Origin of the sequence: Halorhabdus salina, assembly GCF_013839425.1 — an archaeon.
In the GTDB taxonomy this organism is placed as follows: Archaea; Halobacteriota; Halobacteria; order Halobacteriales; family Haloarculaceae; genus Halorhabdus; species Halorhabdus salina.
In genome coordinates, this window is the sequence record NZ_JACDNP010000007.1 from 1 (window position 1) to 14,870 (window position 14,870).

Genomic DNA, 14,870 nt, shown 5'->3' on the forward strand with positions numbered 1-14,870 from the left:
ATTTAGCGTGAGCTACTAGGAAATCTATACGAATTCAGGAGGCGCTGAACTGCGTGGTTTCGAGCGTCTAAACAAGGCCCAGTGGCTGTATTTGCGAGGAAAGTTCTGCGACTCTGACTACTGTCAACACCTTGGTTTTGGCGTGACATCAAGAGGTCATTTCCACCCTTTCTGTTTAAACTTTTTGGTCCACAATAATGGAATACATTTTCTAATTAGGTATATAAGTACCATACGTGTTATTATTTATTTGTTTCAACATATACGTGAGAAGAGGTAGAATGGTAATATTACACGGCATAAATGTTTAAATCGAAATATTTATATTCGGAGCACAGCTCTTCCCTTTATGTCAAAGCTGTCCCTCCACTGTTATCGACGAGAAGCAATCGGTCTCTGCTGTGGAGTCGCCCTTGCAGGCTGTGCTGGGCCGCTCCTTTCTACAGAGCAAGACCGAAGTGCGTCATATCCGGAGGAGTGGCCGTCAGTCCAGTTCGATCCACAGAACACGGGCACCGTGTCGGGTACGGTCCCACAGGAGATCGAACTCCAATGGTTGAAACAGACGGGCGGTGAAGGCGTCTCCCCGATCGTCGTCGACGACGGCGTCCTCGTGGCGACGGGCGACGTCTCCACTCAGTACCACGGCGTCGCCCAGTACGACTTAAACGGCGATCTGCGATGGAAGAACGAGCTTCCGGGACCCGTCAGCGCGAGTCCGGATGGTCATAGCCAAGTCGTGTACGTCCCGATTGAAACGCCCGATGGCGGACGACTCTTCGCCTTTCGAACGACTGACGGTGAACGACTGTGGACCATCGACGTACAGGGCGAGCAGCTGTTCTCGCCGACGTTCGCCGACAATACGGTGTTCCTCCGCACGACTGACAGGCTACTGACCATCGACACTGAATCGGGGGAGATCTCGCGCTACCGGAGCATGCCGACCTACGAGGTTGACGCGATGCAGGCACGCATGGACATCGCGCCGGCTGTGAGCGAGACCACAGTGTGCGTCCCGAGCGAGAACGAAGTCTGGGCTATCGATCGAGAATCTAACGAGCGCCAGTGGAGGGTATCCCTACAGAAGGTGCGGGCTGCGCCCACTGTGGCCGGTCGAACAGCAGTTCTATCGAGTGTGAAAGGAGGCATCGTGGCCGTGGATGTCGAGAGTGGCCAGCAGCGGTGGCGACGGGATGACCTCACATCGTGGACATCTCCGGCTGTAACGGAGACTGCACTCTACGTGACCGACGGGTTCGATCTCGTCAAACTGGATCGCGAGAGCGGAGAAGGCAGTGCATCGCGATCGCTCCAGGGAGATATCTACTCGTCGCCGATCGTCGTCGGCGACACTGTTATCGCCGGTTCTATCGATATAGACGTGGCAGCGTTCGATACCGACCTGCAGACCGAACGATGGTCGGTCGCGGAATCCTCCATAGTCCACTCGTCTCACGCTGTTGCGAGTCGTAGCATCCTGGTCACAAGTCGGGACGGAGAGCTCCGGGCGTTCCGACCACCGACGTGATCCTGATCACTCTCCCTCTTCGATCTACTGAACCGTCCGGAGATAGACGAAATATAGCTGATGACGCTACTCGTCAGGCCGGTAATTCGGGGCTTCGTCGGTGATGACGACGTCGTGGGGGTGGTTCTCCTGCTGGCCGGCCCCCGAGACCCGGACGAACTCGGCCCGTTCTTTGAATGCAGGGATTGACTCCGCCCCGACGTACCCCATGCCCGATTTCATGCCGCCGACGAGCTGGTGGAGCTCGTCCTCGACAGGCCCTTGATAGGGCGTGGCAGCCTCGACACCCTCGGGGACGTACTCCTCGTCGTCCTGGCCTTCCTCGACGTCCTTGAGATAGCGGTCGCCACCGCCGGATTTCATCGCCCCGACGCTCCCCATCCCGCGGTACTGCTTGTACTTCTTGCCGTTCATCGTGATGACGCGTCCGGGGGCCTCGTCGGTCCCGGCGAAATAGGACCCGAGCATGACCGCATCGGCACCGGCGGCGATGGCCTTGATCGCGTCACCGGAGTACCGGATCCCGCCGTCGGCGATCACCGGCACGTCGTGATCTGCGGCCACGTCCGCGACCTCCGCGGTCGCCGTCAACTGTGGCATTCCTGCCCCGGAGACGATCCGGGTCGTACAGATACTACCCGGGCCGATGCCGACCTTGAGCCCGTCGGCGAAGTCGACGAGATCCTCGGCAGCCTCTCGGGTCCCGATGTTGCCGACCACGACGTCGGCCTCGACCTGGGATTTGATCTCGCGAGCGCTTTCGACGACGTCCAGGTTGTGCGCGTGCGCACAGTCGATGAAAAGGACATCCGCGCCGGCCTCGTCGGCGGCAACGGCACGGTCCTGCTCGAACGGGCCGACCGCGACACCACAGCGAAGGCGGCCGTTTTCGTCCCGGGCGGCCTGATCGTACTCACGACGCTGGAGAATGCCCTGCATCGTCACGAGGCCGATGAGTCGCTCTTTGTCGTCGACGATCGGCACCCGCTCGATCTTGTGATCGTACATCAATTCGAGTGCGTCCCGGGGCGTGACGTCCTCGCTCGCGGTGATGACCTCGTCAGTCATCGCCTCGCTGACGGCGTCCGATTCACCGACTTCCAGATACGGCCGGATGTCGGTCGCCGAGATGATCCCCAGGACCTCGTCGTCGTCGTTGATCACGGGTGCCCCACTGACCCCCTTCCGGTCCATCAGCGCGTCGACTTCCCGGACGGTCTGGTCCGGGCTGGCCGTCACAACATCCCGAATGATCAGTTCGTCGGCGCGCTTGACGCGCTCGATTTCGCCGACCATGTGGTCGACATCCATGTTCCGGTGGATAACGCCGAGTCCGCCGTGGCGTGCCATCGCAATTGCCATATCGCCGGTGGTAACGGTGTCCATCGCCGCCGAGAGGACCGGGACGTTCAGTGTGACGTTTTTCGAGACTCGTGTTTCCGTTAGTGCATCGTCCGGTTCGACGCGACTCTCTTTGGGTCGTAAAAGTACGTCGTCAAAAGTCAACGCTTCCGGTTCGTCCAGTTTCGCCGAAAACTGACGGTCGTCGTTCGCCATGTAATCTGTCGGAACACTCACGCTAAAAACGTTGCGAGTCACGACCGAATCGGGTCTTGCTACTTCGTCACAGAGACGCGAAGAAAAATAGACGAATGAGACGGCTTTGCCGAGTGAGACGAACAGTCCGGTTGAACGGTCCCGGTATTCTCTTGTGAATCCATATCTTTGCGGGCCCCTCTCACGCAACGTTTTTACCACTATCCATCATTGTTTCACACATGGCTTCCGCCATCCCCATCCGAACGCGGACCGCCTGCAAGCTGCGCGGCGACTCTAACGGACGACACACATTTTCGAAATCGATGGGGAATGCGTTCACACGCGGGGGCGGACTGAATCCAGGACACTGGCACGCCCCCCGATCCGGACGCGAGGCGGAGTTTGTTCACCCCGACCGAGTACGGTATCGGGGCGAACGCCATCACCCACGGGCCACGGGAGACGGCCGCCCCTAGGTGATGAGTAGCTCCAGACATCCGACCGCGCTGGCCATCGAGCGACGGGTCGGTGGCGCCGGTCGATTACTTGCGACTGTCATGTGTCTCCCCCTGGTTGACGGTGTCTTCCCGGCACTGGTGCTTGCCGGTGCCGTGAGCAACGCGGCCGGCATTGTCGAAGTTGGGTTGCTCGTCTTTGGCGGCAGTGCGACCGTGGCCGTCATCCTCGCGGACTTCGATGGCTCTCCCCGTGAACAGGTCTTAACCGTCCTGGTCGTCGGGGCGATCTTGCTCCCCATCGCAGCAATCGAAGCCGCCCTCGCCCCGACGATCAGCAGCCTGCTCGACCTGGCGATCTTCGAGCGATTCGCCGGGTTGGTGATCCTCGCGATCGCCGCCAAAACCGCGAGCGCCCGTATCGGCGACGTGCTACCCCGGCCTGGGCTCGTCGTTGGGCTTGGGCTGGTCGCCAGCCTCGATCTCTCCGGGGCCCAACTGGCTATCACGACTGATCTAGGGCTGATCGTCCGCGGGACGGCCGCTGCCGGTGTTGGCGTCGGGTTCGCGCTGTTGGTCGCGATATTCGGCCCGTGGCTGCGAACGACGGTCGACATCGACCGATTCCGATTCGGTAGCGCCGTCGCACTGGGCGTACTCGTGCTATCGATCTACGGGTTGATCCCGTCGGACGCTCCACTCCCGCTTGCGGTGTTGGTGATTGCTGTCCTGCTGTCTCTGGACCCCGGTTCGGATCCGGAACCGCGCCGTTCCGAGCCAGCCACGGACGGTGGTCAGTCGACGGTCCACGACGGCGACACAGAGGACTCGAAAGCGGCCGTGACCGATTCATCACCGGGAATCCCGCAGGTCACTGACGACGATACGTCGAGCCCTCGACAGCGTCCGTGGCTGTGATCGAACAGAGCCGCCAGTGCCAGTCGAAGCTGACAGGAAAGTTTAGGACCATCGACCCCCAGGCGTGTGTATGGCTGAAAACCGCGTCGTCGAGGGACGGATGGTCACGGCTGTCAGCCTGGCCGAACTCGTCGAAGGCGAGGACGTCATGGACGCCGAATCGATAGCCGACGCCGACCGGGACTGTCCCGAGTGTGGCGGTGACGTCCTCGAAGTTGGATATATGCCCTCGATCACCGAATTCGTCACTGGGTATAAGTGCCAAGAGTGTGCGTGGCAAGCGACCGACAGGGACTGAATCGAAATCCATTTACGGCAAATCGTCCTACAGCGGAGCGCGGGGTCGTGGCCAAGTCCGGCATGGCGACTGACTCCAGAGGCAATGGCGCCCGGGACGACACTCCAGACTGATATACTGAGCGACCGGCTGATCACCGGCGCTTTGATGACCCTCTGGAGTTCCGAGGCGCTTACCGGAGATATCAGTCGATCGGGAGTTCAAATCTCTCCGACCCCATTTCCTGCTGTGAGCAAACGCGCGAGCAGCAGAAATGTAGTCGGAGAGATTTGAATCAGGGAGCAGTGTGCTGGGACCGTGGTTCATAATCTCTCCGACCCCATACTGTGCTTTAATTTTTCTTTACCTCAGGTAAGTGAGCGGCCGGTTTTCGGTGTTTTCAGAAACGCCGAAAAACATGCTAAAATTTCTGAGAGGTGTGCGCTATGACGGCGCAATCTCGTCGTCAAAACGTTCCGTCTGTGACCCTCACCGGTCAGGGATATGCCTACACTCGGTCCCGTTACGATGGTGAAGATGAGACTGTCTATCTACACCAGTTGTGTGCGATCGCCGGCGGCGCTGATTTGTAGGGCCTTTTCTCGGAAACAACCGACGTTCATCACCGCCCACTGCAGGAGTGGCTCGACCTCGGTGACGGTCCGTCTGCAACTCGTCCAGACCCTCGAGGAACTCACAGAGAACCTCCCCCTGTGCGGCCCCGAACACCCGTGCCGCCCGCGCCAGAGCACTCGAAGATCGCCTCGCCGCCGAACGAGAACTCACCATGATGCAATCCCATCCCAGCTCGATCCCACCTGGAACGGACCAACCGACGCCCACGAGTGGGATGCCAGCATGCTCACCGATATGAAGCCTCAGTCGCTGAAAACGTAGGTCAACTAGCGTCACGCCATCGAAAGCCCGAGTTACACGGTTCGATGATCCGGCCACAAGGACGTGGTTTGCTCCGGGCGACGTTGTGAGCAGGGTACTGCAGGCTTCACGCTGCCGTCATTTCAAAAGTAGGTGTGGAAGTCTTCCCGTTATCCATCACGTTCGTACAATAATTTCTGTATTTCGTCCAGTTTGATGTACGTGGCGAGGCCAAGTATGGTCGGGGGCCAAAGCCCGATAAACTGGCCGCGCTGTTTCTCGCCACGGACGTAATAGTAGTAAAGTGACAGAGCCACAGACCCGATTGCAGCCATCACAGCTGGCGCAATCATGCCGTCATCCATCTTTGCCACTGTCTCGCTACCCTCGTCAGTTGTGTCACTCACGGGGAAGGGGACGGCGGCTACACTAAACATTGTTTGGCATTGTTTACCATGAGTATTATGTAGTCCGCTAAGTAGGCCAACCACAATGGAGGTCGGGGTGCCCGCAAACGTTGTGTACTCACGCCCGAACGGCCAGAGTGCATCGACCGAACAGTCACGATGGAAACGGTTGACCAGGAAGTAGGGAAGGAGCAACTCATGGGTGCGTGCGTCAACAGTCGACCGGACACCATCGATTGCGCGTTCGATTCGAGTCGTCACTCACTCGCGTCAGCAAACGAGTCCTCGACGGCATGGACGTAGGTATCGAGATCGTCGTCGGTGACGTCTTCGGGGCCCCGCGTTTCCAACAGTGTTTCCAATCGGTAATCGTAGGCGCCCTGGCCGACGTGCTCGATAAGCCCCTTCGTCCGGAGCGTTCGATTGCGGGAGTACGCGTGCGTCCGGTCGCCTGAACCCCCAGCAACGAAGTGGGCGTCCAGCGGCGAGGCCGGGCCCTGTTCACGGTAGTAATCGAGCATCTTCTTCGTTTTGGGTTCGAGCGTGCGGATCTCCGCCCGGACGCGACCGACGAAGTCCGGAAGTTCCTCGATCGACGGTGTGGCAGTCCCGCTGCTCTGCGTTGCCTCAGCAGCGACATCCGACCCATCAGTATCCTGCATATCGCTGTCGGCACTCGCAGGGACGAACTCCTCGAAGGACTCGATCGCATCGGCGACCACGTCCTCAGAATCCGTGCCGTTCGAATCGACAGTCGTCGCGTCGCCGTCGGCCACCAGTTCACGCTGGGCCGGGTCGTCATCGCTGGTACGCTCCGTTGTCCGGGAGTGACTGGCCCGCAATTTCTGTTGTTCCGTGCGACCGGGGTTGGCTCCATCGACGTGTCCAACCAGCGCGTCGACAAACTGGTCGGCCATTCGACTCATGTCTCGGGCATCCTGTAACTCGCGTTCGAGTTCGGCGATCCGAGAGTTTTTGCGGTCGAGTTCCTCTTTCAATTCTGCAATGCGATCTTCGGTCTCTTCCTGGTGGTCGCTAATCGACTGCAAGTCCGAGACAAGATCGTCGCTGACGGACTTGAGATCGGGCCGCTCGAAGTCGTCCAGACCGGGGGTCGCCCCGGCGTCGAACGTCTGTTTGCGGTGGAACTGGACGCGCTGGACGCGTTCGGCCCAGTCGTTCATCATGAACGCTTCGCCGTCATCGAGCGATTCGACGGCGTCGGCATAGTCCGCATCGAGGATGCGACGGACGACCTTCGTGTCGTTGTTCCAGGTGAGGCGATGCCAGACGAGCCAGTCACACTGCGTGATGAAGTCCTTCTTGACATCGGCGGGCCGCTGGCTAATTCCGGCGATACCGAGCCCGTGTTTGCGCCCGCGCTTGCCGATCTTGATGAGCATCTTCCCGCACTCGTCGACACTCCCCTTCTCGGGGATGTACTCGTGGATTTCCTCGACGAGCATGAGGAACGGCTGTTTGCATTTCTTGGCTTTCGCAAATAGTTGCCGTGAAACGGCAGTCAGCAGTTCGCGGGCTTTCTGCTCGTCGAGAAAGCTCGAGACATCCAGAATGATCGGGACGTTTTGCTCTAAGGCAAGCGACGCGAGTTTCTCGGCGTGATCGGGCGTTACCTGAATGTCACACTCCTCGTCGCCCCCGGCGTGGAGAATCTCGTACTCCTCTTTGAGACCATAATATTCGCCGTCGATGTCGACAATGAGGAGCCCAAAGCCCTGATCGAGCAACTTCTCGGCGACCACAGATGCGGAATTACTCTTGCCACTACCGCTCTTGCCGGTGATGAATCCGCGTCCGGTGAGGAGTTCGACGACCGGTAGCGACACCGACTGGCCCGGTTCGCTCGTCCCACCGTGGCCATCGGATGTCTCGGCGACCGTGATCGTCCGCGTGTCGTCCTCGCCCATACTCTCTGTGAAACAGATAGAGCCCAACGCCCATAACTCTCCGTCAGACGGTGGTCCGACGAATGGGGCACCTGTGTGTATTTATCCCAGGGACGTGTTGAGACAGCTATAGCAACCACACGTGACATGGCGCGGTACGAAACGATCGTCGAGGACGGAACTGTCTACGTGGCCAGCGACGCGGATCGACTCACAGTTGGTGCCGTCGAAGACGTCCTTGCAATCGTCGGCGGACCGTCCTGGACGATCAGATACACCGACGAAGAGAAAACCCGACATCCGGAGATGGATACCGCTGACGAAGGACTGACTGTCGACGTCGTTGATATGATACAAGCGATGACCCACGGCGAGCAGTTCGTCACCACGCTTGCCGCCCAGCCAGCCGATCCACCCAGCGACGATTCCGACACGATCGCGCCCCGTCTGGGCCTGTTCGCCGGGAAGTTACTGGAAAACCTCGACAGCGGACTGGATTGAGAACGAGTCGATTCGAGGGACCAGACAGCACACCTCGCCCTAGCCGAAGTCGAACAATGACGTCTGCCCAGCCAGATTGTGGTTGCCCGTCGTCTCCCCCGAGATCGCTGCATGGTCGCCGCCAGAGGTTGCAGTCTGGGCCTCAGTGGCGACCGTGTCGTCGCTGTGATCGTCGATCGATTCTGTCTCGTTTACAACTGGTTCCTCATCGTCGTGGGTCGACGCCGTGTCGAACCCGCTGAGGGCTACCTGCTCGCGATCAGTGAAGGACAGGTTCGACACGCGAACGCCGACCTTCCGGACACTCGCCTTATCGAACTCCGAAAGCAAGTCAGCGGCGACGTCCGCTACGAGCGCAGGGTCCTCGACGGGGCCTGAGAGCGAGCGGGCGCGAGTGTGGACGTCGAAGGGGGGTTCGACGACTTTGATACCGATGGTCTGGTAGAGCGCCCCGTTTCGAGCAGCCCGATCAGCGACGGCCGAGGCAAGTGTCTGAATCCGTTTCTCGACCCGGTCGAACTCACTGACTGCCTCCGAAAAGGCGGACTCCCGCGAGAAACTCTTGGGATCGTCACGGGGCGTCACGTCGCGGTCGTCTTCGCCCCTGGCATACCGATAGATCGTCCGCCCGCGCTCGCCGAAGCGATTCGAGAGTCGGTCGGGGTCCGCACTCGCCAGATCTCCAGCCGTTTCGATGTCCATCTCCCGGAGTTCCCGCGCCGTCGCCGGGCCGACGTTGTGAATCGCTTCGACATCTAGCGGGCCGAAAAATGCCCGCACTTCGCCGGGTTCGACGACGGTCAGTCCGTCCGGCTTGTCCACGTCACTGGCGATCTTGGCGGCACTCATCGCCGGGGCGATGCCGACGCTGACGACGATCCCCGCCCGGTCCTGAATTTTCCCTTTCAGGTCATCGCCGAACGACGCCGCATGCGCCCAGTCTGTCCGGTCAGTCACGTCCAAATACGCCTCGTCGATGCTCACCGGTCGGACCACGTCTGCGTACTCGTCCAAAACGTCTCGGACGTCGTCGCTGATTGACTCGTAGTAGTCCATGTCGACTGGGCGATAGTACGCCGTTGGCTCTTCGTCGGCGTCGGCATCCGCTCGGCGGGGGAGCGCTTCGAGTGCTTCCTCGATCGACTGAGCGCTCTCGACGCCATACTCGCGGGCTTCGTAACTCGCCGTCGCGACGGCACCGTGGGACTCACCTTCCGCATACCCCATGCCAACGATAACCGGTTCGTCCCGCAGTTCTGGCTCGCGCAGCCGCTCACAGGAGACGTAAAAGCAGTCCGCATCGACGTGACAGACGATCTGCTCGTCGGTGGGCGAATCGATGGGGAGCGTACCCGGCCGTGGCATACGCACTGTTTAGCCCACGGCGATAAGGAAGTTGCTGCTCCGGAACGCTTGGCGGGCTATACGCGCTGCTGGGTCGTGAAATACACAGAAACCCGCCGGGGTCGCGTACCGGCGGTCGTGGCGTCGCTTGCGCACGGTTCGACTCCCGGACGTTCACGACGGTGGTTCCCGTCGGGAACCCTCTGCGAGGTTCCATGTGAGTGTTACACATTGTCATACTTAATGGTTTCCCCGCCTGTCCGATAGTGAGGCCGACCAGTTTGAACTCCCGAGGGTATAGAGACGGTGATCGTCGTAGCAGAAGACTGGATCGGTCGCGAGACCGACCGAACGGCTCGAATCGATCAGGAAAGCGGTTCGACGAGGTCTTCGAGGGCAGCGCGCGGGTCGTCGGCCTTCGCGACACCACTGGCCAGGAGCACGCCGGTCGCACCCAGGTCACCGGCGGACTCGACGTCTTCGCCGGTCGAGATACCGGCACCACAGTAGACATCGACGGCAGCGTCGACGGCCTCAGCGGCCTCGACTGCATCCGTCACGATGTCCGGGTCGGCTTTGCTGACGGGCGTGCCAGTGCCGATAAGTTCCGGCGGTTCGACAGCAACCGAGTCGGGACCGAGCGCCGCGGCGGCGGCGATCTGATCGGGGTTGTTTGCACAAACGCAGGTTTCCAGCCCGGCCCGTTCAGCGGCCTCAACCGAACCGTCGATGTCGGCGAGTTTGAGCCGCTGTTCGGAGTGATTGATCAGCGTGCCGACGGCACCGGCGTCAGCGACGCTCTCGGCGAGCGTGTGGCCGGTGTTCGAGCCATACTCGATCGGGTCGACGTGCTGGGCCCAGGTCTCGACGCCAGTGTCGGCGACCGCTTCGAGGTGGGCCGCCTGTGCGGCGACACCGATGCGGACGCCGGACGCTTCGCTTACGTCCCGTGCGGCCTCGGCGACTTCGACCGGGTCACAGGGGTAGGTCTTGAGGTTGACAAGAACGAACATTGCATTTCATACTGTGTCGACCGGGCGAAAATAGGTTTCGAACCGTCGCGTCTGTGACAGCATCAGATTCGGCCCAAACAGTGACGGTTAAGACCCTCTCGACGTAATCATACGGCGTGACTGACCGGAGCGAGGCGACGACTGTCCTTATCGTCGAAGACGAAGATCACTTAGCAGACCTGTACGCGGAGTATCTCACCGATCAGTACGACGTTCGGACAGCCTACGGTGGCCAGCAGGCCATCAACGAACTCGACGCGACGGTTGATCTTGTCCTCCTCGATCGTCGCATGCCCGTCGTCTCGGGGAACGAAGTGCTCGCAACCATCGAAGAGCAGGGTATCGACGTCCAGGTAGCGATGGTGACCGCTGTCGATCCTGACTTCGACATTATCGACCTGGGTGTCGACGACTACGTCGTCAAGCCGGTGAGTAAAGGGACACTACGAAACGTCGTCGATCGCCTGGAAACGATTTCGAAGTACAACGAACAGCGCCGAAAGCTCACGGCCAAGAAGCTCAAGCGCAACGTCCTCGAAGTGGAGAAGACACGCCCGGAACTGACAAATAGCGAACGGTTCACAGCGCTCGAAGGGGAAATTGATCGACTCGAAGCCGATGTCGAGGAACTAGCGGAGTCACTCGAAGAACGTCAGATTACGCGCGGAAATTGACCGGCCCGCCTTTTTAAGAATCCTTGCGCTCGACAACGTCACCGAGCGTGTATTCGCCGACGTCCGAGCCGCCATCCCAGTCAGTGTCGCCTTCATCACCGCTTTCCGTCAGCGTGATGTCGAGTGCATGTTCGAGCTTCCCCTGAACGTCGTCGCTGGGGAGGTGGCCGCCGTGTTCGAGCTGCCGGATGAGGCTCGCCTTTTCGTTGAGTTGGTCGGCGAGTTCGCTCTGGCTGAGCCCGGCTGATTCGCGGGCTGCCCGGATACGCTCGTCAAAGTCCTGGACGAGTTCGTCCATCTCATCGAACATGTCCTGTCGGCGGCCGCCGCTTGATTGACTCGCCGAACTCGATGTTGATGGCGACCCGTCGGAACTTGACGCGCTCGAACTGGAAGAGCTGCCCGTCGAGTACTTCGTCGACGCCGATCCCGAGTCCGCAGTCTGGACTTCGGTCCCGAAGTCAGTACACTCATCACAGACATCCAGTTCCGCACCCTCCACTTTGATCGTGTTGGGCGACTGGGTCTCCGCCCCGCACATCTCACACTGTACCATGTGAGTCCTTTGCCTGCGCCGGGGCATAAATCGTACGCCTACCTGGGTGGCGAAGCGATTTCCGCGATGGAGTCAAACGACCACTATCGAGTGCCCGCGTATCCTGCCGGTTTCCCCATCCTCATCCCGATTTAGGACGGAGGCTGGGCAATGTCACAGACGACGAATGAGTCGCCGGTCGAGCAGTTTACCACCTCGCTCGCCGAGATCGAGGTGGACTGGACGACAACCGGACTGGACGACATCGAATCGACGCTTACAGCACTGATCGAGTCGCCGGCAGTCGGCGTGGAACTCCCGATCGATGGCGTCACACTCCCGGAACGTGTCGAGACAAATCCGGATCCAACAGCGATCCGGACGGCCACGACCGGCGTGACACCGGCGACCCTGGCCATCGCTGATTACGGCAGCGTTGTCCTCGAATCCGACCCGAACGGCTCCGAACTGATGAGCCTCTTTTCCGGAACACATGTCGTCGTTATCGAGGAGTCGGATATCGTCGGATCGATGGCCGAAGCCTTCGAGGCACTCGGCCCACACCTGCGTGAGGAACGCGGTGACGCGATCGTGGCGACGGGAGCCAGTGCAACGTCGGACATGGGGGCACTCGTCCGTGGCGTCCACGGGCCGAAACACGTCCACATCGTTATCATCGAATCATGAGCGGGAAAACCTCGAAACGTGCGAAGGCAGCGAAAATCCGGGAGATCCTCGACACCGAAGGCGCCGCTATCGAGACCAACACCCAGGGGTTCAACGACGATCGGTACGAGTCGGTCGCCAACCTGGAGAATTACGAAGCCCTCAAAGACGAGGCACGCGCGATCAAGGAAGACGCCATCGAGAGATTGCCCGAGCTGATCGAGGAACTCACGGCCGCCGTCGAGGCAAACGGCGGCACGGTCTATCTTGCCGAAGACGCCGCTGACGCCAACGAATATATCGAATCAATCGCCAAAGACGCCGATGCCGACAGCGTGGCAAAGAGCAAGTCAATGACGACGGAGGAACTCGACGTCAACGAACACCTCGAAAGCGCTGGCGTCGACGTCGTCGAAACCGACCTCGGCGAGTGGGTGTTACAGGTGGCTGAGGAAGCCCCGTCCCACCTTGTTGCCCCCGCGATCCACAAATCACGTGCGGAAATCGCGGACCTGTTCGAGGACCACTTCGATCCCGACGTCCCCCTGGAAACGGCCGAGGACCTCACGAACTTCGCCCGCGAGCAATTGGCCGACCAGATCGCTGACGCCGACGTGGGCATGACGGGCGCGAACTTTCTGACGGCCGACTCCGGGACGATGGCACTCGTGACCAGCGAGGGGAACGCCCGCAAGACCGTCGCCAGCGCGGACACCCACGTCGCGGTGGCCGGCGTCGAAAAGATAATTCCCAGCGTGGAGGACCTCCAGCCGTTCGTCGAGTTGATAGGGCGCTCTGGAACGGGCCAGGACATCACCTCCTACATTTCGCTGCTGACACCACCGATCGACGCGCCCACGTTCAATGGCGACCGCTTGGGCGATCCGGACGACCGCGAGTTCCACCTCGTCCTCGTGGACAACGGCCGCATGGCGATGCGCGAGGACGACGACCTCCGGGAGACGCTTTACTGTATCCGGTGTTCTGCATGTGCCAATTCGTGTGCCAACTTCCAACAGGTCGGCGGTCACGCCTTCGGCGGGGAGACTTACACCGGCGGGATCGCCACTGGCTGGGAGGCCGGTATCGGTGGCGAGGAAAGCGCCGAAGAGTTCAACGACCTCTGTACCGGCTGCAGTCGCTGTACTGAAGCCTGTCCCGTCAAGATAGACATCCCCTGGATCAACACCGTCGTGCGGGATCGACTCAACCGCGGCGAGGATCCGGACACGTTCGATCACCTCGTCACCGGACTGACGCCAGACGAGGAACCCGCCGGCCTGGACCTCCAGAAGCGCTTTTTCGGGAATTTCGCCACCGTCGCGACACTCGGCAGCGCGTTCGCCCCGCTGTCGAACTGGGCCGCCGCGGCCCCGCCGTCCCGGTGGATTGCCGAGAAACTGCTCGGCGTCGATCGCCGGCGAGAGATGCCGAAATTCACGCGCGGGACGCTCCGCAAGTGGGCCAAGGGTCGAGAACCGCCAGCAGACCCCGAGCGCGAAGTCGTCCTGCTCGCCGACACCTACACCAACTACATGCACGTCGAGCGGGGCAAAGCCGCGATCCGGACGCTCGAAGCCCTCGACGTGGAAGTCCACGTCGCGGACGTGACCGAAAGCGGCCGCGCCGCCCTCTCACAGGGCATGATCGAGACGGCCCGCGAGCACGCCGAAACCGTCGCCGACGCGCTGGAACCCCACCTCGAAGCCGGGCGCGACGTGGTTATGGTCGAGCCGAGCGACCTCGCGATGCTCCGGAACGATTACCGTCGGTTGCTCCCCGAGGAAGCGTTCGACCGACTTTCGACAAACAGTTACGAGGTCTTGGAGTACGTCTTCGGCCGCCTCGAAAACGGCGCGGACCTCGACGCGCTTGCCGACGGCGACGGCGAGGAAATCGCCTATCACAGCCACTGTCAGCAACGGACGCTCGGGTTGGCGGCTCACACCGAAGCGATCCTCGACGAAGTGGGCTACGACATGGTCACCTCGGAGGTCGAGTGCTGCGGGATGGCCGGCTCCTTTGGCTTCAAACAGCAGTATTACGACGTCAGCATGGCCGTCGGTGACGACCTCCGCGAACAATTCACCACGCCCGAGACTGAAGATCGGCGGGTCGTGGCGAGTGGCACGTCCTGTCATGACCAACTGACTGATCTGCTCGATCGACCAGCGACACACCCGGTCGAGTTGATCGCGCCCGAGGAGGAGTAAGCGTCCGCGAAAGC

Annotated in this window: 14 protein-coding genes and 1 tRNA gene; 8 read left to right on the forward strand and 7 right to left on the reverse strand. The window is 60.7% G+C overall.

Going from position 1 to position 14,870, the window contains the following annotated elements:
* Positions 1-349: 349 nt before the first annotated feature.
* Positions 350-1,531, forward strand: coding sequence for an outer membrane protein assembly factor BamB family protein (locus HZR20_RS10025; protein ID WP_181686456.1), 1,182 nt, complete (start codon positions 350-352; stop codon positions 1,529-1,531).
* 66 nt (positions 1,532-1,597) lie between these two features.
* On the opposite strand, the gene guaB is transcribed toward HZR20_RS10025, so the two are convergent.
* Positions 1,598-3,088 (reverse strand): IMP dehydrogenase, encoded by a 1,491-nt coding sequence (guaB, locus tag HZR20_RS10030; protein ID WP_181686457.1) that lies wholly within the window; start codon positions 3,086-3,088, stop codon positions 1,598-1,600.
* A 461-nt stretch (positions 3,089-3,549) separates the two neighbouring features.
* Here guaB and HZR20_RS10035 point away from each other — a divergent pair, with 461 nt between their 5' ends.
* The 3 genes from HZR20_RS10035 to HZR20_RS10045 all read left to right on the forward strand — a co-directional run bounded on the left by HZR20_RS10035 (position 3,550) and on the right by HZR20_RS10045 (position 4,960).
* Positions 3,550-4,443, forward strand: a complete 894-nt coding sequence (locus tag HZR20_RS10035) for a DUF5794 domain-containing protein (RefSeq protein ID WP_181686458.1) — start codon at positions 3,550-3,552, stop codon at positions 4,441-4,443.
* A gap of 70 nt (positions 4,444-4,513) precedes the next feature.
* On the forward strand, positions 4,514-4,741 hold the full coding sequence (locus tag HZR20_RS10040) for a DUF5795 family protein (protein WP_181686459.1): 228 nt from the start codon (positions 4,514-4,516) through the stop codon (positions 4,739-4,741).
* 41 nt (positions 4,742-4,782) lie between these two features.
* Positions 4,783-4,960, forward strand: a tRNA-Trp gene (locus HZR20_RS10045).
* A gap of 311 nt (positions 4,961-5,271) precedes the next feature.
* Here the strand turns inward: HZR20_RS10045 and HZR20_RS10050 are convergent.
* The 3 genes from HZR20_RS10050 to HZR20_RS10060 all read right to left on the reverse strand — a co-directional run bounded on the left by HZR20_RS10050 (position 5,272) and on the right by HZR20_RS10060 (position 7,931).
* Positions 5,272-5,418 (reverse strand): hypothetical protein, encoded by a 147-nt coding sequence (locus tag HZR20_RS10050; protein ID WP_181686460.1) that lies wholly within the window; start codon positions 5,416-5,418, stop codon positions 5,272-5,274.
* Between the two features lie 348 nt (positions 5,419-5,766).
* Positions 5,767-6,003, reverse strand: a complete 237-nt coding sequence (locus HZR20_RS10055; protein ID WP_181686461.1) for a hypothetical protein — start codon at positions 6,001-6,003, stop codon at positions 5,767-5,769.
* A gap of 257 nt (positions 6,004-6,260) precedes the next feature.
* Positions 6,261-7,931, reverse strand: a complete 1,671-nt coding sequence (locus tag HZR20_RS10060; RefSeq protein ID WP_181686462.1) for an ATP-binding protein — start codon at positions 7,929-7,931, stop codon at positions 6,261-6,263.
* A 126-nt stretch (positions 7,932-8,057) separates the two neighbouring features.
* Here HZR20_RS10060 and HZR20_RS10065 point away from each other — a divergent pair, with 126 nt between their 5' ends.
* Positions 8,058-8,411: a hypothetical protein gene (locus tag HZR20_RS10065; protein ID WP_181686463.1), complete on the forward strand. Its 354-nt coding sequence runs from the start codon at positions 8,058-8,060 to the stop codon at positions 8,409-8,411.
* A 39-nt stretch (positions 8,412-8,450) separates the two neighbouring features.
* Here HZR20_RS10065 and dinB read toward each other — a convergent pair whose 3' ends face one another.
* Entirely contained in the window at positions 8,451-9,776 is a 1,326-nt protein-coding gene (gene dinB / locus HZR20_RS10070; protein ID WP_181686464.1) for a DNA polymerase IV, read from the reverse strand.
* Between the two features lie 344 nt (positions 9,777-10,120).
* Entirely contained in the window at positions 10,121-10,768 is a 648-nt protein-coding gene (tpiA, locus tag HZR20_RS10075; RefSeq protein ID WP_181686465.1) for a triose-phosphate isomerase, read from the reverse strand.
* Between the two features lie 116 nt (positions 10,769-10,884).
* Here tpiA and HZR20_RS10080 point away from each other — a divergent pair, with 116 nt between their 5' ends.
* Positions 10,885-11,442, forward strand: a complete 558-nt coding sequence (locus HZR20_RS10080; RefSeq protein ID WP_181686466.1) for a response regulator — start codon at positions 10,885-10,887, stop codon at positions 11,440-11,442.
* A 13-nt stretch (positions 11,443-11,455) separates the two neighbouring features.
* Here the strand turns inward: HZR20_RS10080 and HZR20_RS10085 are convergent, their stop codons facing one another.
* Positions 11,456-11,998 (reverse strand): multiprotein bridging factor aMBF1, encoded by a 543-nt coding sequence (locus HZR20_RS10085; RefSeq protein WP_181686467.1) that lies wholly within the window; start codon positions 11,996-11,998, stop codon positions 11,456-11,458.
* 150 nt (positions 11,999-12,148) lie between these two features.
* Between HZR20_RS10085 and HZR20_RS10090 the strand changes: the two genes are divergently transcribed.
* Positions 12,149-12,664 carry an LUD domain-containing protein gene (locus HZR20_RS10090; RefSeq protein WP_181686468.1) on the forward strand — a complete coding sequence of 172 codons (516 nt, stop codon included), beginning with the start codon at positions 12,149-12,151 and terminating at the stop codon, positions 12,662-12,664.
* Positions 12,661-14,856: an LUD domain-containing protein gene (locus HZR20_RS10095; RefSeq protein ID WP_181686469.1), complete on the forward strand. Its 2,196-nt coding sequence runs from the start codon at positions 12,661-12,663 to the stop codon at positions 14,854-14,856. Before HZR20_RS10090 ends, HZR20_RS10095 begins: the two co-directional genes overlap by 4 nt.
* Positions 14,857-14,870 lie beyond the last annotated feature (14 nt).